At 63.6% G+C, this 24,870-nt stretch carries 25 protein-coding genes and 1 pseudogene; 15 read left to right on the forward strand and 11 right to left on the reverse strand.

Annotated elements, in window-relative coordinates; genetic code table 11:
- Positions 1 to 28 precede the first annotated feature (28 nt).
- The gene (locus tag QM682_RS10635) at positions 29 to 1,255 is read right to left on the reverse strand and encodes an acyl-CoA dehydrogenase family protein (RefSeq protein WP_415129507.1); all 1,227 of its coding nucleotides are present in this window, start codon (positions 1,253 to 1,255) and stop codon (positions 29 to 31) included.
- A 117-nt stretch (positions 1,256 to 1,372) separates the two neighbouring features.
- The gene (locus tag QM682_RS10640; protein WP_415129509.1) at positions 1,373 to 2,257 is read right to left on the reverse strand and encodes a LysR substrate-binding domain-containing protein; all 885 of its coding nucleotides are present in this window, start codon (positions 2,255 to 2,257) and stop codon (positions 1,373 to 1,375) included.
- Between the two features lie 102 nt (positions 2,258 to 2,359).
- Between QM682_RS10640 and QM682_RS10645 the strand changes: the two genes are divergently transcribed.
- Together QM682_RS10645 and QM682_RS10650 are read left to right on the forward strand one after the other, a co-directional pair.
- A complete protein-coding gene (locus tag QM682_RS10645; protein ID WP_415129511.1) occupies positions 2,360 to 2,872 on the forward strand; it encodes a flavin reductase in 513 nt (170 codons plus the stop codon).
- Positions 2,873 to 3,582: 710 nt separating this feature from the next.
- Positions 3,583 to 4,431, forward strand: a complete 849-nt coding sequence (locus QM682_RS10650) for a 5'-nucleotidase, lipoprotein e(P4) family (RefSeq protein WP_415129513.1) — start codon at positions 3,583 to 3,585, stop codon at positions 4,429 to 4,431.
- Positions 4,432 to 4,627: 196 nt separating this feature from the next.
- On the opposite strand, the gene QM682_RS10655 is transcribed toward QM682_RS10650, so the two are convergent.
- From QM682_RS10655 to QM682_RS10665, 3 genes are all read right to left on the reverse strand, one after another.
- The gene (locus QM682_RS10655; protein WP_415129515.1) at positions 4,628 to 5,611 is read right to left on the reverse strand and encodes a formylglycine-generating enzyme family protein; all 984 of its coding nucleotides are present in this window, start codon (positions 5,609 to 5,611) and stop codon (positions 4,628 to 4,630) included.
- Between the two features lie 34 nt (positions 5,612 to 5,645).
- The gene (locus QM682_RS10660; protein WP_415129517.1) at positions 5,646 to 7,025 is read right to left on the reverse strand and encodes a sulfatase-like hydrolase/transferase; all 1,380 of its coding nucleotides are present in this window, start codon (positions 7,023 to 7,025) and stop codon (positions 5,646 to 5,648) included.
- A 77-nt stretch (positions 7,026 to 7,102) separates the two neighbouring features.
- A complete protein-coding gene (locus QM682_RS10665) occupies positions 7,103 to 8,041 on the reverse strand; it encodes a LysR family transcriptional regulator (RefSeq protein WP_415129519.1) in 939 nt (312 codons plus the stop codon).
- 94 nt (positions 8,042 to 8,135) lie between these two features.
- Between QM682_RS10665 and QM682_RS10670 the strand changes: the two genes are divergently transcribed.
- The 5 genes from QM682_RS10670 to QM682_RS10690 are packed head-to-tail and all read left to right on the forward strand — an operon-like array spanning position 8,136 to position 13,826.
- On the forward strand, positions 8,136 to 9,485 hold the full coding sequence (locus tag QM682_RS10670; RefSeq protein ID WP_415129521.1) for an ABC transporter substrate-binding protein: 1,350 nt from the start codon (positions 8,136 to 8,138) through the stop codon (positions 9,483 to 9,485).
- Positions 9,486 to 9,495: 10 nt separating this feature from the next.
- A complete protein-coding gene (locus QM682_RS10675; RefSeq protein WP_415129523.1) occupies positions 9,496 to 10,425 on the forward strand; it encodes a carbohydrate ABC transporter permease in 930 nt (309 codons plus the stop codon).
- Positions 10,418 to 11,248, forward strand: a complete 831-nt coding sequence (locus QM682_RS10680) for a carbohydrate ABC transporter permease (RefSeq protein WP_415129525.1) — start codon at positions 10,418 to 10,420, stop codon at positions 11,246 to 11,248. Before QM682_RS10675 ends, QM682_RS10680 begins: the two co-directional genes overlap by 8 nt.
- 8 nt (positions 11,249 to 11,256) lie before the next feature.
- Entirely contained in the window at positions 11,257 to 12,318 is a 1,062-nt protein-coding gene (locus QM682_RS10685; protein WP_415129527.1) for an ABC transporter ATP-binding protein, read from the forward strand.
- Between the two features lie 5 nt (positions 12,319 to 12,323).
- Positions 12,324 to 13,826, forward strand: a complete 1,503-nt coding sequence (locus tag QM682_RS10690) for a sulfatase (protein ID WP_415129529.1) — start codon at positions 12,324 to 12,326, stop codon at positions 13,824 to 13,826.
- 164 nt (positions 13,827 to 13,990) lie between these two features.
- On the opposite strand, the gene QM682_RS10695 is transcribed toward QM682_RS10690, so the two are convergent.
- The 4 genes from QM682_RS10695 to QM682_RS10710 form a co-directional block, all read right to left on the reverse strand.
- Positions 13,991 to 14,809 (reverse strand): ABC transporter permease subunit, encoded by an 819-nt coding sequence (locus tag QM682_RS10695; protein WP_415129531.1) that lies wholly within the window; start codon positions 14,807 to 14,809, stop codon positions 13,991 to 13,993.
- Positions 14,809 to 15,627: a taurine ABC transporter ATP-binding protein gene (locus QM682_RS10700; RefSeq protein ID WP_415129533.1), complete on the reverse strand. Its 819-nt coding sequence runs from the start codon at positions 15,625 to 15,627 to the stop codon at positions 14,809 to 14,811. Before QM682_RS10700 ends, QM682_RS10695 begins: the two co-directional genes overlap by 1 nt.
- Positions 15,624 to 16,610: a taurine ABC transporter substrate-binding protein gene (gene tauA, locus QM682_RS10705; RefSeq protein ID WP_415129535.1), complete on the reverse strand. Its 987-nt coding sequence runs from the start codon at positions 16,608 to 16,610 to the stop codon at positions 15,624 to 15,626. The genes QM682_RS10700 and tauA overlap by 4 nt, the downstream gene beginning before the upstream one ends.
- A 248-nt stretch (positions 16,611 to 16,858) precedes the next feature.
- Positions 16,859 to 17,461 (reverse strand): nitroreductase family protein, encoded by a 603-nt coding sequence (locus QM682_RS10710; protein WP_415129537.1) that lies wholly within the window; start codon positions 17,459 to 17,461, stop codon positions 16,859 to 16,861.
- Between the two features lie 248 nt (positions 17,462 to 17,709).
- Between QM682_RS10710 and QM682_RS10715 the strand changes: the two genes are divergently transcribed.
- Positions 17,710 to 18,000: a hypothetical protein gene (locus QM682_RS10715; RefSeq protein WP_415129539.1), complete on the forward strand. Its 291-nt coding sequence runs from the start codon at positions 17,710 to 17,712 to the stop codon at positions 17,998 to 18,000.
- Between the two features lie 244 nt (positions 18,001 to 18,244).
- Positions 18,245 to 18,442, forward strand: a complete 198-nt coding sequence (locus QM682_RS10720; RefSeq protein ID WP_415129541.1) for a DUF1127 domain-containing protein — start codon at positions 18,245 to 18,247, stop codon at positions 18,440 to 18,442.
- A gap of 118 nt (positions 18,443 to 18,560) precedes the next feature.
- Here the strand turns inward: QM682_RS10720 and QM682_RS10725 are convergent, their stop codons facing one another.
- Entirely contained in the window at positions 18,561 to 18,713 is a 153-nt protein-coding gene (locus QM682_RS10725; RefSeq protein WP_415129543.1) for a hypothetical protein, read from the reverse strand.
- 405 nt (positions 18,714 to 19,118) lie between these two features.
- Between QM682_RS10725 and QM682_RS10730 the strand changes: the two genes are divergently transcribed.
- Genes QM682_RS10730 through QM682_RS10745 form a run of 4 tightly spaced genes read left to right on the forward strand, consistent with a single transcriptional unit; the run spans position 19,119 to position 22,467 of the window.
- Entirely contained in the window at positions 19,119 to 20,192 is a 1,074-nt protein-coding gene (locus QM682_RS10730; protein WP_415129545.1) for an ABC transporter substrate-binding protein, read from the forward strand.
- Between the two features lies 1 nt (position 20,193).
- Complete coding sequence (locus QM682_RS10735) at positions 20,194 to 21,234, forward strand: FecCD family ABC transporter permease (RefSeq protein ID WP_415129547.1); 1,041 nt, start codon at positions 20,194 to 20,196, stop codon at positions 21,232 to 21,234.
- Positions 21,231 to 22,025: an ABC transporter ATP-binding protein gene (locus QM682_RS10740; protein ID WP_415129549.1), complete on the forward strand. Its 795-nt coding sequence runs from the start codon at positions 21,231 to 21,233 to the stop codon at positions 22,023 to 22,025. Before QM682_RS10735 ends, QM682_RS10740 begins: the two co-directional genes overlap by 4 nt.
- A gap of 4 nt (positions 22,026 to 22,029) precedes the next feature.
- Entirely contained in the window at positions 22,030 to 22,467 is a 438-nt protein-coding gene (locus tag QM682_RS10745) for a pseudoazurin (protein ID WP_415129551.1), read from the forward strand.
- A gap of 349 nt (positions 22,468 to 22,816) precedes the next feature.
- Here QM682_RS10745 and QM682_RS10750 read toward each other — a convergent pair.
- Positions 22,817 to 22,937 (reverse strand): annotated as a pseudogene (locus QM682_RS10750) (IS5/IS1182 family transposase); the annotation flags it as partial.
- Positions 22,938 to 23,091: 154 nt separating this feature from the next.
- Here QM682_RS10750 and QM682_RS10755 point away from each other — a divergent pair.
- Both QM682_RS10755 and QM682_RS10760 read left to right on the forward strand, forming a co-directional pair.
- Positions 23,092 to 23,583 (forward strand): TRAP transporter small permease, encoded by a 492-nt coding sequence (locus QM682_RS10755; protein ID WP_415129553.1) that lies wholly within the window; start codon positions 23,092 to 23,094, stop codon positions 23,581 to 23,583.
- Positions 23,580 to 24,860 (forward strand): TRAP transporter large permease subunit, encoded by a 1,281-nt coding sequence (locus QM682_RS10760; protein WP_415129555.1) that lies wholly within the window; start codon positions 23,580 to 23,582, stop codon positions 24,858 to 24,860. Before QM682_RS10755 ends, QM682_RS10760 begins: the two co-directional genes overlap by 4 nt.
- Positions 24,861 to 24,870 lie beyond the last annotated feature (10 nt).

Consider the following 24,870-nt stretch of genomic DNA (forward strand, 5'->3'; position numbering starts at 1 on the left):
GCGTGGCGGCGGTCGGTGCAGGTCTGTGTCAGGTCACGAAATTCGCAGGCGGTTCGACCCCGCCCAGCACATAGGCTCCGATCTGGCGCAGCTTCACATCCTGCGAGTCATGGGTGCTGAGCGTGCGGGCATTGCGCCAGAACCTGTCGAGCCGGAACGAGTTCGAGGTCGAAAGGCCGCCGCAAAGCCGGTGCAGTTCGCCCGAGGCCAGAAGCGCCGCCTCGACGATGGCGACCTTGGCCTGCATCATCGCCAGCGAGACATCGGCGCGCTTGCCACCGTATTGCGAGAAACGCACCACGGCGCGGGCCGCCTCGCGGTTGGCGGAGCGGGCGGCGTTCAGCGCGGTGGAATAGCGCCCGACATGGAACTGCATGATCGGATCCTCGGTGGCGTCCTTCCAGTTGGGATCGAAGGGACGCACGCGGGTGCGAACATAGTCGCACATCGCATCCAGCGCGCCGATTCCCATGCCCAGGATCATCGCCCCCATCAGGATCTGCCCGGCCGGCCCCGAGATCGACTTCGGATCGTTCGGGTTCGACCGGCCGGTGCTGCCCGACCAGTGGCTGCCGTCGGGGATGAATACGTTTTCAAAGGTGATCGAGGACGAACCCGAGGCGCGCTGGCCCATGTTGTCCCAGTCGAAATTGCGGGTTACGCCGGGTGTATCCAGCGGCACCAGCGCCCAGTGCATCCCGCCGTTCTCCACGGTTTCGAAGCCGTCCATCAGCATCGGCACCACGCCATAGGCAGCACCTTCGCAGCCGGTGGCGAAGTATTTCGCCCCGTTGACCAGCACACCGCCATCCACCGGGGTGCAGCGCGTCTTGAACGAAAAGCGCACCTTGGTGGGTTCGGCGGCAGGAGAGCAGAAGGTGGCGGTTCCTGCCAGAACCTCCTGCGTCAGCCCGGCGCGGCGTTCGGGCGACAGGCCGCTGCCGGTCAGCATTTCCAGGCACAAGCTGCGGTGAACGTTGAAAATCTGCGCCGTCGAGCTTTCGCCGGTGGCCAGTTCGGTGAAAATCTCGGTGATCTCTTCCCAGTGCAGCAGGGGGTTTTCTCCGATCATCCCCCCAAGATGATCGGGCAGGCAGATGCCGCCCAGCCCGGCGTCGAAGATCATCTTCATGTTCGCCGCAGGATAAATCCCCTGGCGGTCGACATCGGCAGCGGTTCTGCCCATCTCGACCCGCAGGCGCCGGGCGGCATCGACCAGCGCGTCAATCGGGGGAGTTTCCAGGGGTTTCGCCATAACTTGCATCGCAGACCTCGGTTTACCTTGAGGCGAGCCTGCGAAGCGCAACCGACACATTCAAACGATGAATTCTCATGGGCGCAGACCGTTCAGGAATAGCGCCGGGCTGGCCCGTCACAACTCCTGGGCCAGAAGCCAGTCGTGCAGAAGCGCAACCGAGGCCAGGCTCTTGCGGTCGTTGCGGACCATCAGCAGGAAGCGGAAGATCAGCTTTTCCGTTTTCTCGAAAAGGTTTACCAGTTGGCCGCTGGCAAGCTGCTGGCGGGCGAGCAACTCGGGGATCAGCACCACGCCCACATCGGCGCAGGCCGCATCCAGTTCGTGCTGGTATTGCTCGAACCGCCAGCCGGAATAGGGCGCGTCCAGCCGGAAGCCCGCGACCTCGGCCCAGTCCGCCCAAATTCCGGGCAATGTCATGGACTGGATCAGATGCGCGCGGTTCAGATCGGCGGGTTCGACAAGGTTCAGCCGGTCGCGATATTGCGGTGAACAGACGATGGCGCTGTTGGTGGTGACCAACTCGTCGGCCATGGTGCCGGGCCAGGCCGCATGGGCGATGGTGATCGTCATGTCATTGGCCGAATCCTGGCGCTCTTTGGGCGAGATCTCGGTCACCAGTTCCACGTTGATATGTGGATGCCTGGCGCGGAAGCGTGCCATCAGCGGCACCAGCACACAGGAGGCGAGCGAGGGAGTCGAGCAGATCCGCACCGTGGTTTCCGTGGTGTCGAGGTTGATGATCCGCGCACTGGCGGTCGCCAGTTCCTCCAGCGCGGTGACGACCAGCGGCAGATAGGATTCGCCCGCCCGCGTAAGCGCAAGCGTCTTGGGCAGGCGTTCGAACAGCCGGGTATTCAGCAGTCCTTCCAGCGCCTTGATCTGGCGGCTGACGGCGCTTTGCGTCAGTGCCAACTCGTCGGCGGCGCGGCTGAAGCTGAGATGGCGCGCCACTGTCTCGAAAGCCAGCAGCGCCCCGGTCGAGGGGATAAGACGACGCATGGGGTGGTAGTCCCTGAAGGAATGGGCCGATGCAAATATGTCGTTTTACGGCGGCGGAAGAAAACACCCAAAATGCGTGCATCTTATTTTGAAAGGGTCGCCATGTCCGCGCCGGTCAGCCAGAACGAGTTCCGCGAAGCCATGTCCCGCCTTGGCGCGGCGGTGAATATTGTCACCAGCGCCGGGCCTGCGGGGCGGATCGGGCTGACGGTTTCGGCGGTATGCAGCGTCACCGACGCGCCGCCCAGTCTGTTGGTCTGTATCCGCAGGGCCAGCGTGCTGCATGATGCCTTTCTTCGGAACGGCACGCTTTGCGTGAACGTGCTGTCGGCGGGGCAAGGCGATCTGTCGCCGCTGTTCGCGGGGCAGGGGGCGCTGACGATGGACGAACGCTTTGCCCACGCGGACTGGACCGAGATCACCACCGGCGCTCCGGCGCTGACAGGGGCGGCGGTGGCCGTGGACACCCGGATCGCGCAGGCGATCGAGGTGGGCACCCATTCGGTGCTGGTCTGCCATATCCACGGTTTGCGTCTGCACGACCGGGTGTCGGGTCTGATGTATTTCGGCCGTGGCTATCACCGGCTGACCCCGCAGGATGCGGGCTGCGCCTGAGGTCGCATCCTGGGCGGTCAGCCGCCGTGGGCGACCGTGTGGATCGATGCAATAGAGTGCCCATATCGGAATATGACACGCTGCTTTCAGTCTGGTCCCGACGAATCCGAAAGGAAATCGTAAAGAAATCATGGTGCTGCGGGTTTGCCAAACCATCCCGTCTTGGGATCGATCAGGATCGGCATCGACCTGCGCCGCTCCGACGTGAGCGATATGCGGGATCGGCCTGTTCGATACGACTTTTTGACCGAATGGGCTATTCTATTGAATCCTTATACCGCGAGATTGGCGCAATGGGGGCGGTTTTTGTGGCTAGGCTGATCTCAATGAGATTATATCCATTCTATATGTAGGTTAGTTAATTATTTAAATTAGAAATCGTTTTTCAAACCATATTGCGCGTGCGGCGGTTTGGATCATTGTGTGGATGCATAAAGCAATTATGCAGATCCGGGCTGTGTCCATATAGGAAAATCTACATCATCTGCCTGAATCTGTATGCGTCCTTGTGGACATTTTTATGCTCGGGAATTCAGCCTGTCGAATTGATCCGGCATGCCCGATCCCATGCTTGCGGCATGGCACGGAGCGAAGGGCATCGGTGGTGATCGCGCAGTTGTCGCCCAAAGAATGTGCAGGCCCTGACGTTCCCCCTTCCCTGATCGCCGTATTTTGGTCAATATCAATGCGATGGACATGAAGGGAAACAGATGATGCCAGGAAAACATTTCGTCTTGCGGCAGGTGGCTGCGGTTGCGCTGGTCGCCTCGGGGATGATCGGGGCTGCCACGCTGTCCGCGCAAGCTGACGAAAAGCCGGATCCGACGGCGAACGCGCTGCTTTACGCGGTGGCCTGGAAGCAGACAGCGGCCGAATATCGCGCGCTCTACCATCAGGGCTATAACATCGCCCGTGATCGGGTGGACGCCGCCTTGGCCGCCCGGAAAGAGGGTGACAAGCCGCTGGCCGTCTTCACCGACATGGACGACACGGTGCTGCTGCCCCTGCCTTACTGGGCGCGGCTGATCGAAAGCGGCCAGGATTTCTTCGACGATGCGATCTGGGACGAATGGGTGCCGCAAAACGATCTGGTCGTCGCGCCGGGGGCCAAGGCGTTCTTCGACTATTGCAAGGAAAAGGGCGTCGAGGTCTTCTATGTCACCAGCCGCGACCAGGGCGAGAACACCTATCAATACGCGCTGGATAACCTGAAGGCGCTTGGCCTTCCCTTCGCGGACGAGGATCACCTGACCGTCCTGACCGACAGTTCCAACAAGGAGCCGCGCCAGAAGGAACTGGCCGAGAAATATACGCCCGTCGTCTTGCTGGGCGACAACCTGAACGATTTCCAGCGCAAGTATTACCTCAAGGGCGACGTGCCGGGCCGCATCGCCGCGATGGAGGAGGACCGCGAGGAGTTCGGTCGCCGCTTCATCCTGTTCCCGAACCCGACCGACGGTCACTGGATGGCCGCCGTCTTTGGCGACAGCGAACCGGCCGAGTCCCCCGAGACCCGCGCCCGGCTGCTGGAAGCCGCCAAGACCGTGCAAAAGCCCTGATCGCTTCGGTTTCGCGGCCGCAGCTTGCGCGCCGCGAAATCGGGTTCAGTTCTTTCCGGCGCCGCGTTCCATCATCGGTTTCGCGGCGCGCAGAGCCGCACCGACCGCAGTTCGCTGCCGGCTTGAACCTGGTCCGTGGCCTGGCCTTTCGCGCCCCGCTGCCGGTCATGCCCGGCAAAGGCGGTCTGCTATTCGGTCATGATTCCCCGCGCTGAAACCCCGCGTGTTCACTCTGCGGGGATTGGCTGGCCGGTTTATGCGGCTGAATGGATGCGGCGCAGCGAAATCCCATATGGCCGGTGGTGCTGTCCTCATCATTGTGGCTGCGGGCGGCCAGCCGGTAGCGGTTGCAGTAGGAGGCATGGCACAGATAGGAGCCCCCCTTGATGACACGGGCCCGGCCGGCGTGGGGGCCGGATGGGTTGTGCCGGGTCTTGGGGTGGGCCGGGACATGCCAGGACGCGCTCCAGTAATCGGCGGTCCATTCCCAGACATTGCCGGACATTTGCCACAGACCATAGCCATTGGGCGCAAAGCTGCGGACCGGGGCGGTCGCGAGATACCCGTCCTCGGCGGTATTGCTGGCCGGAAAGTCTCCCTGCCAGATATTGCAGCGATGCCCGCCGTCCGGCGTCAGATCGTTGCCCCAGGGGAATCGCTGACGGTGCAGCCCGCCTCGGCCGGCTTTTTCCCATTCCGCTTCGGTCGGCAGACGCTTTCCGGCCCAGGCGGCATAGGCCACGGCATCGCGCCACGAGACATGGACGACGGGGTGATCCTGCCGGTCGTCGGTCGAGGATCCCGGCCCCTCGGGTGCCTGCCACGAGGCGCCCGAGACGGCCAGCCACCAGGGCACCGTGGGAACGGAAGCCCGCATCACGGCATGGGCGGCCTTTGGGTGCAGCGCGGCGTAGAAGACATAGGACCAGCCGAAGGTCTCGGCATCGGTGCGATACCCGGTCGCGGTCACGAAACGCGCGAACTGGGCGTTGGTCACGGCTGTTTCGTCGATCAGGAAGGCATCCAGATCGACCTCGCGCACCGGGCCTTCGCCGTCCGCATCAAAGCCCTCGCCGCTGTCCTCGCCCATCAGGAAGGGGCCGGCGGGGATCAGCACCATGCCGCCGTGGTCATGCCCGGCGGAAAAGTGCGGCAGCGGCTCGGCGGCAGGCCGTGGCAAGCCCCCCCGGCCCGGTGCGCAGCATGTCTTGCGCTCAGGCGCCTCCATGGCTGCGCCCCACCAGACCTTTGCGGTAATCGTCCAGCAGTTGCGCCGGATGCAGGCGATGCTGCCGCTGCTCGCGTTCGGGATGTGCCGCGATCCGGGGCTGGCGTCGTTCGACCCGCTCTATCCAGTCCAGCAAGCGAACGCGCAGATCGGCGGATACCGCGGCAAATGCCGGAAAGCCGATCAGGTTCACCATCTCATAGGGGTCCGCGTCCAGATCATATAGGAAGCTTTCGTTATAGCTGTCGGCCGCCTCGTCCGTTCGGGAATCCAGCGCGGTCACGCCGTATTTCCATCGCTGCGTGCGAATGGCGCGGCCGGTTTCGGTTTCCGAGATCTGGATGAAGCTTTCCTTGCGCCAGTCGGTCTTGGGATCGCGCAGCAACGGTAGGATCGAACGGCCCTCCATTCCCTTTGGCACCGTCAGGCCGGCGGCGTCGATCAGCGTCGGCGCGATGTCCGTGGTATTCACCAGCGCCCGCACCTGTCCGCCGCTGTCGAAACCTGGTCCGGTCAGGGCCATGGGCACCCTGATCGAAACATCGTGGCAGGATCGCTTGTATTCGTCGTTGCGCGTCTTGAAGTGACAGCCGTGATCCGAGGTGAAAAGCACGATGGTATTCCTGGCGAGATCAAGGCTTTTCAGCGCATCGAGCAGGCGCCCGAAGGCTTCGTCCAGCCGCTTGACCATCCCGTAGTAGCCCGCCAGATGCCAGCTTGACGTGCCCTGCAATGCCTGAAGGTCGGGCGGGGTCCACAGGTCGCGCTGCATTTCCTCGCGATACCCGGTCGGGGCGGGATAGTCGTCGGTATGGTTCTGGTGATGCGGTTCAAGGAACGAGACGAACAGCAGGAACGGTTCGGCCTGATGGGCGTCGATATAGCGGATCGCGGCGTCCGTCATCGCGTCCACGCGATAGCCGGGCAGCTTATGCTCGATGCCGTCGCCGTCCGTCAGGCGGGTATCATAGGCGTCCGAGACGAATTCCAGGTGGTTCGCGCCCAGCCAGTCCCGATAGCCGCCGCGCGCATCCCTGGGAACGGGATCGGCTCCGGCAAGATGCCACTTGCCGATATAGCCGGTGCGCCAGCCGCCCTCGGCGAAGATCTGTGCCAGGGTGGGGATCTGCGGCGAGAGTGCGATTTCGTTGCGCCAGACCCCGGCCGAGGTGGCGTATCGTCCTGTTTGCAGCGCCGCGCGTGCCGGGCCGCAAAGGGGTTGGCACGCAAGAGCCTGGGCGACATGCGTGCCTTCGCGGGCGATGCGATCGAAATTCGGGGTCAGCCCCATCGGGTTGCCATGCAGGCCCGAGGTATCGAACCGTTGCTGGTCCGTAAAGAAGACGATGACATTGGGGCGGGACATTACCGGCTCCGGCTTGGGATCGTGGCGGACCCTATGCCGCGCGATGGTGCGGCGGAAATGAAATGGCTGGGCGCCTGTCATAACTGGAATTCATGGCGCAATGGTGTCGAAAGCTTGTCCAGCAACGCGATTGCCCGCTGCATGACCGGAAAGCCGCGCGCGCTTTCGCGCAGCCAGATGCCGGACTGAAAGCTCCAGAGCGGGCCGGGCAGGGCAAGTCGCCTAAGGCCGCGTTCCCTGGCGAGATCGCCGATCGGATGGGCGGCGGCGATCAGCGCGACGGATGCCGAGACCAGATCCAGGCAGGCTTCGATGCTGTGGGCGACAAAGCCGATCCGCGGAGGCGCCAGGCGAAGATCCGCGAAGGCGCGGCCCAGGCGATCCTCGGTGAAGCTGTCGCGGTGAAAGGTCGCCCAGGGGTAAGGCGCCGTTTCGGCCAGGCTTGCCGCCGGCTGGTGAAAAAGCGGGTTCTTCGGTCCGGCGAAAACGTGGACATCCACGCGCAGCAGCGGATGGACCGCGATGCCCGGCGGAGGCGGACCGACCAGAGCGCCCAGGATCATGTCCACGTCGCCCCGGATCAGGTCGGGCATGTTCGGTTCTGTCAGGTCGGCGCGCAGGTCGATCTGCGTGTCGGGAAATTCCTCGTGCAGTCGGGCGGCCAGCGCCATTGAGATACCCGCCAGATAGGCGACCCCGGCCACGATCCGCAGGACGGGCTTCTGACCACGCGACTGGGCGGTCATTTCCTCGGCGGCGAAACGATACTGGTTCTCGATCGATTCGGCTCTGCTCAGGAAACACTTTCCGGCCTCGTTCAGGAACATTCCGCGCGCGGTCCGTTCGAAAAGCGTGGTTCCCAGCTCTGATTCGAGCCGCCGGATCGTTTTCGTCACGGCGGGCTGCGTCAGACCAATTTCCTCGGAAGCGGCGGTCAGATTGCCTTTTCGTGCCACGGAAAGAAAGGCTCGCAGATTTCTGTCCATCTCATTCCCAGAAGTTATGGCCGAAGCCATCCGATTTCATTTTACTTCACCCCCAGGGTTGAGCTTTGTCAATAATATCTATCGCGCCAGTCGTGTTTGTGGCGCCAATCGAGAGAGACAAGAGATGACCCGTCAAATCAAGGCCGCGGTGCGGTTGGGTGCGGTGCTTGCCGCTACTGCTTTCGTCGCCTGTCCGGTGCTGGCCGACGAGTTCCCCGAGGTCGGAGAGCAGGTGCCGATCACCATCCTGATCAATGCCTCGCCCTGGTTTTCCGGTTACGAGGCGGCGGTCGCGCTTTATTCCGAGCAGACCGGGAACGAAATTGATCTGGACGTAACGCCCTATTCGGGAATGCTGGAAAAGGCGCGTAACGCCGTGCGGGGTGCGGAAAGCACGCATCAGCTTCTGAATATCGACGCCGCCTGGTTAGTCGAATTCTACGAATCCGATACACTGACGCCGCTTAAGCAGATCGACCCGGATTTCAGCCTGCCGGAACAGGTTTTCCAGTGCGGCCAGACACATTGGTGGAACGCCGCTAAACGCTGGCGCACGGCCGAGGGCGGGACGATCTTTGGCGTGCCTCCGAACTGCAACACGCATATGCAGGTCTATCGCAAGGATGTCTACGACAAGGCCGGCCTGACGCCCCCCGCCACGGTCGACGACGTGTTGGCAAGCTGCAAGGCCATTCAGAAGGCGACGGACCTTTATGGCTATGTGACCCGAGGCGAGCGCGGCTCGATCCGGTTCGAGTTCTCGCCCTATCTTGCGGCATATGGCGGCAATATCGCCGCCGATATGGAAAACGGCGACTATACCGTTACCATCAACAGCCCCGAAGCTTTGGCGGCCTTGGACAAATTCATCGAAATCATCCGGGATTGCGGGCCCGAGAACGTGGCGGCGCTGACGCAGAACGACGTGATCCAGTTGATGCAGACCGGAAAGGCCGCTGAAATCCAGGTGGTCGTCGCAGCCATGTCAAGCCTGACGGATCCCGCGAAATCCGTTGTCGCGGGCAAGCTGGGCGCGGTGCCGAATCCGCGTGCCGGGGATACGAAACTGCCCTCGCCGCTGGGGAACTGGGTTTCGGTGATCCCGCAGAATATCTCGGCCGAGGAAAAGCAGGCCGCGTTGGCCTTCCTGAAATGGTTCGTATCCAAGCCCGCGCAGGAAGCCTATGCCGAGGCCGGCGGCGTTCCGGTGCGGGCCGATGTGCTTGAGGCGCTGAAGGGCGACCCGGATTATTTCTGGATCGACGGCTATCTTGCGAACCTGCAAGACGCTTTCAGCCCATATGGCTATGCGGAAGCGGCCGAGGTGGACAATGTTCTTGGCCTGCGGCTTAACCAGGCTCTGATCGGAGAGATCACCACCACGGCGGCCCTGAACACCGCCGCCCGCGAGATCGAGACGATCTTCCAGCGGACGGGCCGCAAGACCGGCCGTCTGCCGGATCTGCCGGAATAAGGGCGGCGCGATGACCTTGACGGAAACGAAACAGGGGCGCCCCGCCGCGCCCCGCCGGGATCCGCGTGGATTGCGGGCCTTTCGGCGTTTCGCGCTGCTGCCGGCGGTGATCGTGCTGGTGCTGCTGACCGTGGTGCCGGTGGTCAACCTGATGCTGATGGCCATGGCCGAGATCAGCTTCAGCCGGGGAAGCCTGAACTGGAGTTTTGCCCCCATGAGGAACCTGGCCATGCTGGCCGGGGACCGGCTGTTCCTGACGGCTATCTGGAACACATTGGTCTTTGTCGTGCTTTCCGTGTCGGCCGAGATGGCGCTGGGCATCGCGCTGGCCGTCCTTGCCGCCTCGGTGCGACGCGGCAAGGGGGTGATCCGAACCATCACGATCCTGCCCATCCTGGTATCGCCCGTCGCCATCGGGGCGATGTGGCGGCTGATGTATTCCTATGATTTCGGTCTGCTCAACCAGATCCTTGCGGGATTGGGGCTGTCGCGCGTCCAATGGCTGTCCGACACCTCGATCGCGCTGCTGTCGGTCGTGGTGGTGGACATCTGGCACTGGACCCCGCTTGTCTTCCTGATCCTGTTCGCGGCCGTCGAGGGGTTGCCGCGCGACGTGATCGAGGCGGCGCGGATCGACGGTGCGACACGCTGGCAACTGCTGCGCCATGTCATCCTGCCCTTGCTGGCCCCGGCCATCGCCGTGGCCTTCATCTTTCGCGCCATCGCGGCCTTCAAGGTCTTCGACCAGATCGTCCTGCTGACCGGGGGCGGCCCCGGCACATCGACCGAAGTGCTGAGCCTGCGGCTTTACAAGGTCTTCTTCGAGCAGAACAACATGGGATATGGTGCGCTGCTGTCGGTGATGACGATCGCCATCATCCTGGCCTTCCTGCTGACGGCATGGACCGCCCGACGCGCGACGGAGGCCCGTCATGCTTGAGCTTCGGGGGCGCAGCCTGATCCTTGGCCACGTTCTGCTGGCCCTGTCGGTCATCTTCACGCTGGCGCCGTTTCTTTATATTCTCGCCACATCGCTCAAGACCGAAATCGCCATCGCGACGGGTCAGATCCGGTTCACGCCGACCTTGGCGAACTATGAACAGGTCCTGTTCGGCCGCCGCTCGAATTTTCCGCGCAATCTGTGGAACAGCTTGGCCGTGGCCGCGATCTCGACCGCTTTGGTGCTGGTGATCGGGCTGCTGGCCGCCTACGCGCTGGAGCGTCTGAAATACTCGCGCCTGATCGGACGGCTGTTCCTGGGATGGACGCTGATCTTTCACATCATGCCCACGCTGGCGCTGGCCGGGCCCTGGTATCTGATGTTTCGGGGTGTCGGGCTTTACAACACTCCGGCGGCCCTGGTGCTGACGCATCTGGCGCTGAACCTGCCGCTGACGGTCTGGCTGCTGATGGGCTTCGTCCGCGACATCCCGCCCGAACTGGAAGAGGCGGCCCGCGTCGACGGCTGCAAGCCTTCGCAGGTCTTTCTCAGGGTGGTGCTGCCCCTGATCGTGCCCGGTCTGATCGCGGCCGGAGTGCTGGCCTTCACCTTTTCGTGGAACGAGTTCTCGACCGCGCTGACGCTGACCTCGCGCAAGGCGGCGACGGTGCCGGTGGGCATCGCCCAATTCGCCCAGCAATTCGAAATCCAGAACGGCCCGATGGCCGCCGCGTCCATGATCGCGATCCTGCCCGCCCTGCTGCTGATGATCTTTGGGCAGCGTTTCGTGGTCCAGGGCCTGACCGGCGGTGCGGTGAAATAGGACATGACATGGCAAACCTGAATCTGACCGGCATCGTCAAGAGCTTCGGCAAGGCCGAGGTGCTGGCCGGCATCGATCTTGAAGTGCGCGACGGCGAATTCCTGGTGCTGGTCGGTCCCTCGGGCTGCGGCAAGTCCACGCTTCTGCGCCTGATCGCGGGGCTGGAGGACGCCGATGCGGGGGGCATCCATATCGCCGGGCGCGATGTCACCGGGCTTGAGCCGCGCGAGCGTGATATCGCCATGGTGTTCCAGTCCTATGCGCTTTACCCGCATATGACCGTGCGCGAAAATATCGGCTTCGCCCTGAAGCTCTCGGGCCTGTCTCGCGCCGGGATTTCCAGCGCGGTCGAGGATGCGGCGGACCTGCTGGGCCTGCGGGACCTTCTGGATCGCAAGCCACGCGCGCTTTCCGGTGGTCAGCGCCAGCGCGTCGCGATGGGCCGCGCGATCGTGCGCAAGCCCGCGCTGTTCCTGTTCGACGAGCCATTGTCGAACCTGGACGCCCGCCTGCGGGTGCAGATGCGGACCGAGGTGCGCAGCCTGCATGACCGATTGGGCGCCACCTCGGTCTATGTCACCCATGATCAGGTCGAGGCGATGACCATGGCCGACCGGATCGTGGTCCTGGACCGGGGCCGTATCATGCAGATCGGCGCACCGCTCGACCTTTACGCGCGTCCGGCGAACCGTTTCGTCGCCGAGTTCGTGGGCGCGCCCGGCATCAATATCCTGCCGGGGCGGATCAGGGGCGGCGGGGTGTATCTGGGCGATCTGCTCCTGGCTTTTCTGCAAGAGGCGGACGGGGCCGTCGATATCGGCATCCGCCCCGAGGATCTGGCCGAGGCCCAGCCGCAAAGTCCCGGATCGTTCGCCGTCCGCGCCCGGATCGTCGAGCATCTGGGGGCCGAGACCTATTTCTTCGGCGATCTCGACGGTCGCCAGATCTGCTGGCGCCGCCCCGGCTCGGATGGCCGCACGGGCCAGACGCATTGGCTGCGCCCAGATCCCGCGCGCGTCCATCTTTTCGATGCCGCCACCGGCACCACCCTTGAACCCGTGAAGGACTGACTACGATGAAAGTGGTTTTTATCCTGTTCGACAGCCTTAATCGCCGCGCGCTTGGCCCTTATGGCGGCACCGAGCAGCCCACGCCCAGCTTCGACCGCCTGGCCGCGCGTTCGCAGGTCTATGACAAGCACTATGTCGGCTCGATGCCCTGCATGCCCGCGCGGCGGGACATGATGACCGGGCGGCTGTCGTTCCTGCATCGTAGCTGGGGGCCGCTTGAGCCGTTCGACAATGCCTTTCCCGAAATCCTGCATGACGCCGGCGTGCATTCGCATCTGGTCACCGATCATTACCATTATTGGGAAGATGGCGGCGCGACCTATCACAACCGCTATACGAGCTTCGATTTCGTTCGCGGGCAAGAGGCCGATCCGTGGAAGGTGGACAAGTCGAAGCCGCTGGACGAGATTTCTCGGAAATATCATCCCAAGCAGCGGGGCGGCGGCGTCAAGGGCATTTACGAGCCCTATATCGTGAACCGCGAGTTCATCACCGAGGAACAGGACTTCCCCTCGCACCGCACCTTTGCGCGGGGGCTGGACTTCCTGTCACGCAATCATGCGGCCGAGAACTGGCTGTTGCAGATCGAGACCTTCGATCCCCATGAGCCATTCCATGCGCCGGATCGCTTCAAGGATGCCTTCCGCACGGGCTGGAACGGTCCGATCCGCGATTGGCCGACCTATGGCCGAGGCAATGACGATCCGGGCGAGGCCGAGGAACTGCGCGCGAATTATCGCGCCACGCTGGCCCATTGCGACGAATTGCTGGGCAAGGTCCTGGATGCCTTCGATGCGCATGACCTATGGAAGGATACGGCGCTGATCGTGACCACGGATCACGGCTTCCTTCTGGGCGAGCATGATTTCTGGGCCAAGAACCGGATGACGATCTATCAGGAGATCGCCAATATTCCGCTGTTCATTCACGATCCCCGCGCGCCTCAGGCTGGCCGGGTGCGGGATGTCACGCAGTCCATCGACATCGCGCCCACGCTTCTGGCGCTGTTCGGCCTGCCCCCCGCGCCCGAGATGAAGGGCCGCTCTCTGGTGGGCGAGGCGCATCACGACGCGGTGATCTTCGGCTATTTCGGGGGCGCGGTGAACATCACCGACGGGCACCATACCTATCACCGCTATCCCGACAGCATCGAGGATCAGGAGATCCACCAATATACCCTGATGCCGACGCATCTGAAAACCCGCTTTACCCCCAGGGAACTTGCCGGGGCGACGCTGCACCCGCCCTTTTCCTGGACGAAAGGGGTTCCCGTGCTGAAGGTGCCGGTCATCCACCGTTCGCCCTTCTATACGAATTACGGCCCCGGTTCCTTGCTGGAAAGCGAGACCCGGCTTTACGATGTCGATAGCGATCCTGGGCAGGGGAAGCCTTTGGACGATCCCCGGACAGAGGTGCGTCTGATCGAAAGGATGCGAGAGCTGATGATCGAAAACGATGCGCCGCCCGAGGCTTACAGTCGCATCGGCCTGGGCGGACCGGGGGAGTAAGGCGTTTGCGGCATCGCGTCTGGGATGGCCGATGCCGTGATCGGCAAGGGCTGGCGCGATGCCCGTGTCCCGGCGGCCGGATTCAGCGGGCCGCCATGGTCCAGCCGGCGCACTTGGCTGAACCTGTGGAGATCAAAGGATTGCGGGACGGGCCGCCGTTCCTTTCACGTTCTGCCGATCCAGGGCAGGAAACGCTGCTCGATATAGCGAAGCGCCAGTTCTGAAATGATCGCCAGTGCCGAGATCACCAGGATTCCCGCGATCACCATGTCGGTCACCAGGAATTGCGCGGCGGACTGGATCATATAGCCCAGCCCACGGGTTGCGGCGACCAGTTCCGCCGCGACCAGTGTGGTCCAGCCGGTGCCAAGCGCGATGCGGACGCCCGAAAGGATCGAGGGCAGGGCGGCGGGCAGCATGACCTCGGTGATCATCTGGCCGCGCGTGGCGCCGAAGGCGCGGGCCGCGCGGATCTGGCCCTCGGTCGCCGCGCGGGCGCCCGCGACGGTCGAGATCACGATCGGCGCCAGCATGGCGATGCCGATGACCAGCACCTTGGACGGCTCACCGATGCCGAACCAGATGATGATCAGCGGCAGATAGGCCAGCGGCGGCAGCGGGCGGATGAACTCGACCAGCGGGTCAAGGATGCCCCGCCCGATACGCGATGTGGCGATCAGCAGTCCCGCCGGAATGCCGACGGCCAATGTGCAGACCAGCGCCACGAAGACCCGCCAAAGGCTGGCCCCCATATGCGCCCAAAGTGTCGCATTGGCATAGCCGTCGGTCGCCGCCCGCTGCAATGCCGCCCAGACCCGGCCGGGCGAGGGCAGGAAAACCGGAGAGGCCCAGCCTAGCGCCGATGCCGCCGTCCACAGCGCCAGCAACGCGGCGATGGTCGCCAGCGTGGGCCATCCCCGCAGGGAAAGGCGGCGGCGCGCGGGTCGGGGGGCCGGGGCGGGAATCGATGTCGCGTCGGTCATCAGTCATAATCTCCGTGAATGGCCGCAAGCAGGCGTTCGCGGGCGTCGATGAAGGCCGGCTCGGATTTCAGGGCGCGGGGGTCCTCGCCGGCCAGGAAGCGCCGCCCGAAGTCGAGGTCCTGCTGAAGGACGATTCGCCCCGGTCCCGGCGCCAGAACCACGACCGAGGTGGACAGAAACACCGCCTCTTCGATGCTGTGGGTGATCAGCAGCGCGCCCGCATGGCTTTCGCGCCATAGTTTCAGCAGCAATTCGTGCATGCGGTCGCGGGTCATCGCGTCCAGCGCGCCAAGCGGTTCATCCATCAGCAGAAACGCGGGCTCGGCAGCCAGGGCGCGCGCGATGCCGACGCGCTGGCGCTGCCCGCCCGAAAGCTGCCAGACGGGTTTCCCCTCATGTTCGGCCAGCCCGACCTGCGCCAGCCAATGCCTTGCGCGCTCCAGCCGCGCGGCACGCGGCATGCCCGCCAGTTTCAGCGGCAGGGCCACGTTTTCCCCGACGCTGCGCCATGGCAGCAGCGCGTCGTCCTGGAAGACGACGGCACGGTCAGGCCCCGGTCCGGTGACAGGCTGGCCGTCGATCGCGATCCTGCCGGATGTGGGCGCGACGAATCCGGCGGCGAGGTTCAGCAGCGAGGTCTTGCCCGAGCCGGATTGACCCACGACCGAGATGAAGCCGCCGCGAGGCAGGGTGAATGTCACGTCGCGCAGGACCGTCTGCCCATTGTCATAGGCAAGCGACACCCGCGACAGGCGAAGCTCGGAGATGCCCGCGCCAGCAATGGTGGGTGTGTCCGTGTGTTTGGTGTCCAGGCTCACTTTGCGGCCGCTTCGGCGAAGCTGCCATCGACATAGGGCGAATAGTCGTTCAGAGCCTTGGCCGAACCCTGCTCTTGCAGGAAGGTCGCCGTCGAGGCGATGGCCGCGGCCGTGGCCCCGCCAAGGAACCTTTCGGAAGCCTGATCCTTTAGCCCGGCAAAGTCATAGCCCTTCAGCAGGGCCGGCACATCCGCCGCCGGCGCGCCCGTCAGTTCCGCGATCTTTTTCGCCTGCCCGCTGTCGGCCCCCCATGCGTCGGGATCGGCCAGATAGCTGTCAGTCGCCTCGCCCGTCACCTTGACGAAGGCGGTCACGATATCGGGGTGCTCTTTGGCGTAATCCTTGCGCACGATCCATGCGTCGAAGGTCGGACCGCCCCATTCGGCCACGTCCGCGCTGTCGGCCAGCACGGTTCCGCCGGTCGTGCGCGCCTGGTTCAGGACCGGGTCCCAGATATAGGCGCCGTCGATATCGCCCCGCTCCCAGGCGGCGGCGATTTCCTGCGGGCGCAGGTTCAGAAGGCTGACGGAGGAAGCCGGGATCCCCCAATGCTTCAGCGCCGTCAGCAGCGAATAATGCGCGGTCGAGACGAAGGGCGTGGCGATCTTCTTGCCATTTAGATCCTCGGGTTTCTCGATGCCGCGCACGACAAGGGCCTCGGCCGATGCGATATTGCCGACGACATAGATGGTCGAGATCGGCAGTTCCTGCGATGCGGCGGCGGTCAGCGGCGAAGAGCCGACATAGCCGATGTCGATCGAGCCGGAGGCGATGGCGGCGATCACATCCGCGCCGCTGCCGAACAGATGCCATTTCACATCGACCCCGGTCGCGGCCTCATAGGTCTTGTCGGCCTGGGGCACCCGCGATGGTTCGACGATCTGCTGCCACCCTATGCGGAGGGTGTCGGCGAAGGCGGGGGCCGAGATGCCCGTGGCAAGTGCCGCAAGGGCAAGAGAGGCCGAGAATGTCCGAAGTGTCATTATTCTAACTCGCTGATGGGCCGTTGGCGCATTTTTATTCACTACAGAGTTAGTCGAGATTTTGGCGGTGAACCATTCTCGAATGACGCATGTCTTGAGAGAGATTTTCCAGTTCGGGCGGCGTGTTGGAACAATGGTTCTCTTTCATCGCCAACGCGCGTCCAGGGGCGGCGCCGACCGTGCCGGGCCACGCCACTCATATCATTGAGTCGAAATGAAAAGAGGGCCGCCAGGCCCTCTTTTGATCGTTATTTCCCCAGCGTGATGAATCGCTCGCCGTCGTCTATGAAGGTCTTTGGCGGGATTTCAGCCTCGTTTGTGCCGAAAGGCATCTGCGCGATCAGCTTCCAGCTTGAGGGCACGCCGAAAGCCTGCGCCAGGGCATCGTCGGCAATCGGGCTGTAATGCTGCAAGCTGGCGCCGATCCCCGCCTCGGCCAGCGCGGTCCAGACGGCAAGTTGCGCCATCCCCGCCGAGTGGGCGGAGAAGCCCGGAAATGCAGCGGCGTAAAGCGAGAATTTCTCTTGCAAGTCCCGGATCGTGTCCTGATCCTCATAGAACAGCACGGTGCCCGCGCCTGCCGCGAAGCTTTTCATCTTTGCCTCGGTCGAGGCGAAGGCGTCTGCGGGCACGATCTTGCGCAGTTCCGCTTCGATCAGGGACCAGGCTTTCTCGCTTTCCTCACCGAACAGGATGACGGCGCGTGAGCTTTGCGAATTGAAAGAGGAAGGTGACAGGCGGATCGCCTGCTTGATCACGCCCTCAACCTCATCATGGCTCAGAGGGATGGATTTGCCGAGGGCATATTGCGTCCGCCGTTTGGCAAGCAGTTCGATTGTTTGACTGGTCATTCAGATGCACTTCCGGGCTTTGGGGGAGAGAGAGGGGCAGAAAAGTTAGATCAGAGTATTTCTGCTCTGCATCGCAGCAGGCTGCAACCCCTGCCTTGCCGGCATGCAGGCGTCGTTTCCAGGCGTTGGCGATACCTGGCAGACAGCCGCCTCCGCCCCGCCTGGTCGCTTCCTCTTGGCTGTTCCGGTTGATTTTGTTCCCTGTATGTTCTATATCGGGTTCATAGACGAGAGAAGGGAGATCGCCGATGGAAATCACCCCTTTTGCCCTGCCGGTCACGCCGCGTCAGATCGCTTATGCCCGCTCTCTGGCCATGCGGAACCGGACGCTGCTGCCCTGGGATGTTCAGCAGGATCGCCGCTCGCTAAGTGCCTGGATCGACGCCCAGGCCAGGCTGAAGCCTGTCGCCGGAAACGAGCCGACTTCGCGGCAGGTGGCCTTTGCCGAGCGGATCGCCCGCATCAAGCGCCGCGCGGTGCCGGACGAATGCTTTCGTGACCGGGGGCTGCTCTCACGCTGGATCGACAGCAATCGCTGAGGGAAAGGTTGGCCGCCGCATCCAGTGTCGCACTTCGCTGGCCCGCAAGCCGAGGCCGGAGCGGGCCTGGCCGTCATCCATGCGCCAGCCCGCAGAAAGAGTGCGGGAGCCTTTGGTGACGCTGCGGCGTGGGCTGCATGACGGCTTTGCGGAATCATGCCTACTGTTCCGGGATTGCCCGGATTATATCCGTCTTGTCCGAAACTGGCCCAATGATTGGGCAAGATGAAAATAAGGTGCCGAGATGTCCGTTGTCGAAATGAACCATAGCCATGCTGCCACTACGGGCGTTGGTGGGGTCTTCGCGCGCGTGACCGCAATGATCGCTGCCTGGAATGACGCCCGCATCACCCGCCGCGAGTTGAACGCGCTGTCGGATCATGACCTTACCGATATCGGCCTGACCCGCGGCGATATCGAACGGGTTGCGCGCGGCATTTAAGGCGACCATCAGCAATGAACGGACCCCGTGACGATGGCACGGGGTTTTTTCATGCGCATGAGGTCGATGCCCTCGGCAGGCCCCGGCCCGGCCATTGTTTCATTCCTGTGGGCGGCGGCTATTTCATCGGGGCGACGATTCTGGCGGCTTCCATCCTGACCAACGCCGGCAGGCTGGAACGGATCCGCGCCGTGAATGCTGTGCCGAAAGCCCTGCGTGGCTTGTCATCCCAGCCCCAGAGCCATGCTGCGACATCGGTATCGTAGAGCATGACCCATTGCCTGCATGTGAAGATCCAGACCACCCCGCCGAGATTCGCTTCTGGGGGATTTCGAGCATCTGGGGTTCCGGCATGTAGCGCCGCGTCGTGATCGGCGGGATCAAGGCCACTTGCCGTCGCGGTTCATCGCGGTGACCACGATATAGGCCGAAGCCTCTTTCAGCCCTCGCTCACGCCTTTCCCTGCCCTTTCCACAAGAACGCATAGCAAAGGATCCTGACGGGCTTTCGGCGGGGCGGCAAGCGCGTCTGGCCAGCGTCTCTATGCCGGCACATTACTTGACAAAAAAATAAGTAATTTTACTGATATGCGGGACATCCATTAAGTAACTGGATTAACGAGGATATAATGACCCTTTCTGCTTGGACGCGCCGAAGTGCCGTTGCTTTGACTGCCATGTGCCCTGCGCTTTTCGGTGCGGCTTTCGCCGATGAGAAGACCATCACCGACATCATGGAGCGCGAGGTGACGCTGGACCTGCCGGCCGAGCGGGTCTTCCTGGGCTTCTACTACCCCGACTATATCGCCGTCGGCGGGGTCGAAAGCTTCGACAAGGTTGTCGGCTTCTCGCGCGAGGTCTGGGAGGGCTGGACGCCGGCGCAATGGGATCTGTATCGCGCCGCCATGCCCAAGCTGGAAGAACTGCCCGATGTGGGCGAGGTCGAGGCGGGCACCTTCTCGGTCGAAAAGCTGCTGGCGCTGAACCCCGATGTCGCGGTGCTGGCGGAATGGCAGTTCATGGCGCTTGGTCCCGACGTGGACCGGATCGAGGAAGCCGGCATCAAGGTCGTCGTGGTCGACTACAATGCCGAGACGCTGGAACGCCACCTGGCCTCGACCCGGCTTTTCGGCGAGATCACCGGCAACACCACGCGCGCCGAGGAAATCGCCGGCACCTATGAAACCGCCGTCACCGAGGTGCAGCGCCGCATCGCGGAGGCGGGCCGCGAAAAGCCGCGCTTCTATGTCGAATTCGCCAACAAGGGTCCGGCGGAATACAGCTTCACCTATGGCAAGAACATGTGGGGCGCGCTGTCCGACACGGCCGGGGCGGAAAACATCGCCAAACCCTTCGTGGAATGGTGGGGGCCGATGAACCCCGAGCAGGTGCTGACCTCAAAGCCCGAGGTGGTCCTGCTGGCGGGGCGCGAGACCGAGCTGAAGAAAAACGAGGAAGCCCTGGTCATGGGCGTGAACATCGACAAGGCCGAGGCGGCACGCCGCCTGGAAGGCTATACCAAGCGCCCCGGCTGGGCCGAACTGCCCGCCGTGCAGAACGGTCAGGTCTATGGTGTTTATCAGGGCGCCTCGCGCACCATCGCGGATTATGCGATGGTCCAGTTCATCGCCAAGGCGCTTTATCCCGACCTGTTCGCGGATCTGAACCCCGAGGCGGAGTATCTGGCCTTCCATCAGAAATACCTGCCCATCACGCCGAAGGGCACCTTCACCCTGAAGCTTGGCGAATGAGGTGAGCCTGCCCGAGAGCTTTGCCTCGGCCATCGCCGACCAGCGCCGGAGCGAGTTCCGGCGCTGGCGCATCGTGGCGGGTTTTGCCGTGATCTGCCTGATCAGCCTGGTGCTGGATGTGGCGACCGGCCCCTCGATGCTGCCGGTCCGCGATGTGCTGGCCGCCCTGTTCCGCCGCGAGGGGGTCGAGCCGATGACCATGGTTATCGTCCACGACCTGCGCCTGCCGATGGCGCTGATGGCGCTGGTCGTCGGCGCGGCGCTTGGCGTCGGCGGGGCGGAAATCCAGACGCTGCTGAACAACCCCATGGCCAGCCCCTATACCCTGGGCCTGGCCGCCGCTGCGGGGCTTGGTGCCTCGCTGGTCATCGCCTTCGGCACCTTCGGGCTGCCCTTGGCCGTGGCGGTGCCGGTGGGCGCCTTCGCCGTCACCATGATCGCCGCGTCGATCCTGTTCGGGCTGGCCTCGCTGCGGCGGATTTCATCCTCGATGCTGGTGCTGGCGGGGATTTCGCTGCTGTTCCTGTTCCAGTCGATGCTGTCGCTGGTGCAATACCTGTCCGCCCCCGAGGTCAGCCAGCAGATCCTGTTCTGGCTGTTCGGCAGCCTGACCAAGGCGACATGGATGAACCTGTCGGTCACCACCGTCGTCACCGCCGCTTGTGTCGTCCTGCTGTTCCGCGATGCCTGGAAACTGACGGCGCTGAAGCTGGGGGAAACGCGGGCGGCCTCTCTGGGGGTCAATGTGGCGCGGCTGCGCTTCACCACGCTGGTGATCGTCGCGGTGATGACGGCGACGGCCATCGCCTTCGTCGGCATCATCGGCTTTGTCGGGCTGGTCGCGCCGCATGTCGCGCGGATGCTGCTGGGCGAGGATCAGCGGTTTTTCCTGCCCGGCGCGATGATGGCGGGGGCGGCCTTCCTGTCGGTGGCCTCGGTCCTGTCCAAGGTCGTCATCCCCGGCGCGCTGTTTCCGGTCGGCATCGTGACATCTTTCGTGGGCGTGCCCTTCTTTTTCTGGATCATGCTGAGGGCGAAATGAGCGTGCTTGCCATCCACGACCTGACGCTGATGCGCGGCCAGACCTGCACCGCGCGGGATGTCTCGCTCAGCTTCCGGCCCGGCGAGGTCTGTGCGATCCTGGGGCCGAACGGCACCGGGAAATCCTCGCTGATCAAGGCGATCTTTGGCGAGCTGACGCCCAAGGCCGGCCGCATCAGTCTGGGCGATCAGGTGCTGTCGCGCCGCAGCCTGTATCGCTGGCGCCGGATCATCGGCTATATGCCGCAGGACACCGGGGTCGAGGCGGCGCTGTCCACGCTGGACGTGGTGCTGCTGGGCCGGATGGACGCGCTGCACATGCATCTGGGCGATGACGACCTGCACGCGGCGCTGTCGGCGATGCGCGCCGTCGGCATCGACCATCTGGCGCAGCGCGACGTGCAAAGCCTGTCGGGGGGCCAGCGCCAGCTTGCGCTCTTCGCGCAGGTCATGCTACGCGACCCGCAGGTGCTGCTGCTGGACGAGCCGGTCAGCGCGCTGGACATGCACCACCAGATGGTGCTGCTGGACCATGTGCGCGAGGAAACCCGCAAGCGCGGCCTGATCACGGTGATGGTGCTGCACGACCTTAGCCTTGCCGCGCAATTCGCCGACCGCATCACGCTTCTGGGCGAGGGCCGCGTCGTCGCCGAGGGCGCCCCCCATGACGTGCTGACCCCCGAAATCATCGGCCCCCTTTACCGCGTCGCGGTCGAGCGGCTGACCGACAGCCTGGGCCATCCGGTCATCCGTCCGATGGCCCGCCAGCCCCTGCAACCGATTGGACAGTGAAACCATGAAGACCCTGCTTCTTTCCGCCGCACTGACGCTGACAGCCGCCTCGGCCCATGCCGCCAATCACGAAATCAAGATGCTGAACTTCGGCGAACAGGGCGGCATGGTCTTCGAGCCCGGCTTCCTGAAGGTCGCGCCCGGCGATACCGTCACCTTTCAGCCGACCAATTCCGGCCATTGGGTCAAGGGCCTGATCCAGCCCGAGGGCGCCGACCCGCTGGAAAGCAAGCTGGACCAGCCCTATACCGTCACCCTGACCCAGGAGGGCGTCTATGTCTATGCCTGCCCGCCGCACATGATGATGAGCATGGTCGGCGTGATCCAGGTCGGCGCCGCCTCGAATATCGACCAGGTGCGCGAGGAACTGCCCGGCCACGCCCGCCGCATGTTCCAGAACAAGGGAAGGCTTGACGGCTACCTTGCCCAGATCAAGGAGTGATCTCACCTTGACGGCGCCCTAAAGACCAGGCCCACCCGCGGGCCGGGTCTTCGGCCGCTCATCCGGGCTTTCGGCGCAAGCGGGATATTCGGTCTGTCCCGCTTGCCGAAAGACGAACCCTTCGCCCGCGGCGGCTGCGTGCCGCCGCTTTCATCGGCTGATTTCGCGCGGCCCCCTGAATGAGGGCGCTTTCCTTTTCGATCCAAGCGGCTTTGATCACGGACGCGCCTTGGCCGTGACGCCAGCCGTCCCGACATGATCGATTGCGATCAGCAGATGTCCCTGAGATAGCGCCCCTGTCCCTACATGTCCCTGACATATTCCGCATCGGCGACGTGGTGGGGTTAGTGCGGTTGTAGAGGGTCTTGGGCGTGCCATAAGCGTCGGCGGCACCGCAATCCATTGCGATTGATGAAGACGATTCCGCTTAAAGCTCGCCGGTCATCGACCCGCCGCTTGCCCCGGCGCCTCTCTCCGTGGCCACCACGCTTTGCCGCCTTGAAACGAGTTTTTCCGAAGCGCCCAAGGAATGATTGACTTGCTGAAATGGTAACGTTACCAAATAGGCTGTCGAGGGGCGGTCCGCAAGGCTGACCGATCTCATCTTCTGGGAGGAAAGAGGAGATGAAGGATTTTCTCGTGGCGCTATGGCGCTGCATAGATTGGATCATCGCCGGGCTATTGCTGGCCATGATCCTGCTTGTCTTTACCAATGTGGTGCTGCGCTATGGCTTTGCGTCGGGGCTGCGCGCCTCGGTCGAGCTGTCGCGGCTGGCTTTCGTCTGGATCGTGATGATCGGTTCGGTCTCGATCCTGCGCCGGGGCGGGCATCTGGGCATGCCCGAGTTCGCCGAGGCTTATATGCGTCCGTTCCTGCCCGTGCTGAAGCGGATCAACTGGGCGGTCGTGCTGGGCTGTTCGGTCATGATCGCCTGGGGTTGCTGGCGCGCCACCCTGTCCAACTGGCATAACATCTCGCCCATCACGGGGCTGCCGAACGGGCTGTTCTTCCTGTCGGGCCTGGTCTCGGGGATGATGATGGCCGGAATTTCCATCTTCCGGCTCGTCAATCCCGATTCCGAAGAGCCGGCACAGCATGGCGGAGACATCGCATGACGCTGATCATCTTCCTGGGCGTCCTGATGGGCGGCATCCTGATCGGGTTGCCGGTGGCCTTCGCGCTGCTGCTTTCTGCCGTCGCGATGATGTTGCAACTGGACATGTTCAGCGTCGACATCATGGCGCAGTCGCTGATCAACGGCGTGGACAGCTTCCCGTTGCTGGCCATTCCCTTCTTCCTGGTCGCTGGCGAGGCCATGTCCCGAGGGGGCCTGTCGCAGCGCATCGTCAACCTGGCGATGATGCTGATCGGCCATCGCAAGGGGGGCTTGGGCTATGTCGCGATCATTACCTCGGTCGTGCTGGCGGGGCTTTCCGGCTCGGCGGTGGCGGATGCGGCGGCGCTGGTCTCGATCCTTTATCCGATGATGAAGAAGGCGGGCTATCCGCAGGACAGCAGCCTGGGCCTTCTGGCCTCGGGCGGGCTGATCGCGCCGGTCATTCCGCCGTCGCTGCCGCTGATCCTGATCGGCGTTTCGGGCAATATCTCGATCGGCAAGCTTTTCATGGCGGGGATCGCGCCTGGCCTGATGATGGGGCTGGTGCTGGTCGCCACCTGGTGGTGGATCGTGCGCAAAAAGGACATGAAGTCCCTGCCTCGCGCCACCTGGCCCGATACGCTGGTCGCGCTGAAATCCGGCTTCTGGGCGCTGCTGATGCCGGTCATCATCATCGGCGGCATCCGCACCGGCATCTTCACCGCCACCGAGGCGGCGGTGGTCGCGGCGGTCTATGCGATCTTCGTCTCGATGGTGATCTATCGGGAAATGAGCTGGCGCGACCTGCTGGAGACGCTGATCAGCGCTGTCAGCACCACGGCGATGGTGATGTTCCTGGTCGGCGCGGCGATGGTCGTCTCGTGGCTGATCACCGTGGCGCAACTGCCCCAGCAGCTTGCCGGCGTGCTTGAGCCGTTCATGGACAGTCCGCGCATGCTGATGCTGGTCATCATGATCATCGTCTTCGTGGTCGGGACCGCCATGGATCTTAGCCCGACGGTGCTGATCCTGGTGCCGCTGTTCATGCCGGTGGTGAACGCCGCCGGGATCGATCCGGTCTATTTCGGGCTGATGTTCGTCATCAACTGCTCGATCGGGCTGATCACGCCGCCGGTGGGCACGGTGCTGAACGTGGTCTGCGGTGTCGGGGGCGCAAGCATGTCCTCGGCGCTGCGGGGCGTGATGCCCTTCATGATCGCTTATACGCTGCTGATGTTCCTGTTCATCCTGGTGCCTGAACTGATCACCGTGCCGGCCAAATACCTGGCCGGCTGACCATCTGAAT

The sequence above is a fragment of the Paracoccus sp. (in: a-proteobacteria) genome (genome assembly GCF_047605025.1).
GTDB lineage: Bacteria > Pseudomonadota > Alphaproteobacteria > Rhodobacterales > Rhodobacteraceae > Paracoccus.

What these genes read in the sequence shown, in the direction of transcription:
- QM682_RS10635 (WP_415129507.1), bottom strand. Translation starts at nt 1,255, where the DNA reads ATGGCGAAACCCCTGGAAACTCCCCCGATTGACGCGCTGGTCGATGCC.
- QM682_RS10640 (WP_415129509.1), bottom strand. Translation starts at nt 2,257, where the DNA reads ATGCGTCGTCTTATCCCCTCGACCGGGGCGCTGCTGGCTTTCGAGACA.
- QM682_RS10645 (WP_415129511.1), top strand. Translation starts at nt 2,360, where the DNA reads ATGTCCGCGCCGGTCAGCCAGAACGAGTTCCGCGAAGCCATGTCCCGC.
- QM682_RS10650 (WP_415129513.1), top strand. Translation starts at nt 3,583, where the DNA reads ATGATGCCAGGAAAACATTTCGTCTTGCGGCAGGTGGCTGCGGTTGCG.
- QM682_RS10660 (WP_415129517.1), bottom strand. Translation starts at nt 7,025, where the DNA reads ATGTCCCGCCCCAATGTCATCGTCTTCTTTACGGACCAGCAACGGTTC.
- QM682_RS10665 (WP_415129519.1), bottom strand. Translation starts at nt 8,041, where the DNA reads ATGGCTTCGGCCATAACTTCTGGGAATGAGATGGACAGAAATCTGCGA.
- QM682_RS10670 (WP_415129521.1), top strand. Translation starts at nt 8,136, where the DNA reads ATGACCCGTCAAATCAAGGCCGCGGTGCGGTTGGGTGCGGTGCTTGCC.
- QM682_RS10675 (WP_415129523.1), top strand. Translation starts at nt 9,496, where the DNA reads ATGACCTTGACGGAAACGAAACAGGGGCGCCCCGCCGCGCCCCGCCGG.
- QM682_RS10680 (WP_415129525.1), top strand. Translation starts at nt 10,418, where the DNA reads ATGCTTGAGCTTCGGGGGCGCAGCCTGATCCTTGGCCACGTTCTGCTG.
- QM682_RS10685 (WP_415129527.1), top strand. Translation starts at nt 11,257, where the DNA reads ATGGCAAACCTGAATCTGACCGGCATCGTCAAGAGCTTCGGCAAGGCC.
- QM682_RS10690 (WP_415129529.1), top strand. Translation starts at nt 12,324, where the DNA reads ATGAAAGTGGTTTTTATCCTGTTCGACAGCCTTAATCGCCGCGCGCTT.
- QM682_RS10695 (WP_415129531.1), bottom strand. Translation starts at nt 14,809, where the DNA reads ATGACCGACGCGACATCGATTCCCGCCCCGGCCCCCCGACCCGCGCGC.
- tauA (WP_415129535.1), bottom strand. Translation starts at nt 16,610, where the DNA reads ATGACACTTCGGACATTCTCGGCCTCTCTTGCCCTTGCGGCACTTGCC.
- QM682_RS10710 (WP_415129537.1), bottom strand. Translation starts at nt 17,461, where the DNA reads ATGACCAGTCAAACAATCGAACTGCTTGCCAAACGGCGGACGCAATAT.
- QM682_RS10715 (WP_415129539.1), top strand. Translation starts at nt 17,710, where the DNA reads ATGGAAATCACCCCTTTTGCCCTGCCGGTCACGCCGCGTCAGATCGCT.
- QM682_RS10720 (WP_415129541.1), top strand. Translation starts at nt 18,245, where the DNA reads ATGTCCGTTGTCGAAATGAACCATAGCCATGCTGCCACTACGGGCGTT.
- QM682_RS10725 (WP_415129543.1), bottom strand. Translation starts at nt 18,713, where the DNA reads ATGCTCTACGATACCGATGTCGCAGCATGGCTCTGGGGCTGGGATGAC.
- QM682_RS10730 (WP_415129545.1), top strand. Translation starts at nt 19,119, where the DNA reads ATGTGCCCTGCGCTTTTCGGTGCGGCTTTCGCCGATGAGAAGACCATC.
- QM682_RS10740 (WP_415129549.1), top strand. Translation starts at nt 21,231, where the DNA reads ATGAGCGTGCTTGCCATCCACGACCTGACGCTGATGCGCGGCCAGACC.
- QM682_RS10745 (WP_415129551.1), top strand. Translation starts at nt 22,030, where the DNA reads ATGAAGACCCTGCTTCTTTCCGCCGCACTGACGCTGACAGCCGCCTCG.
- QM682_RS10755 (WP_415129553.1), top strand. Translation starts at nt 23,092, where the DNA reads ATGAAGGATTTTCTCGTGGCGCTATGGCGCTGCATAGATTGGATCATC.
- QM682_RS10760 (WP_415129555.1), top strand. Translation starts at nt 23,580, where the DNA reads ATGACGCTGATCATCTTCCTGGGCGTCCTGATGGGCGGCATCCTGATC.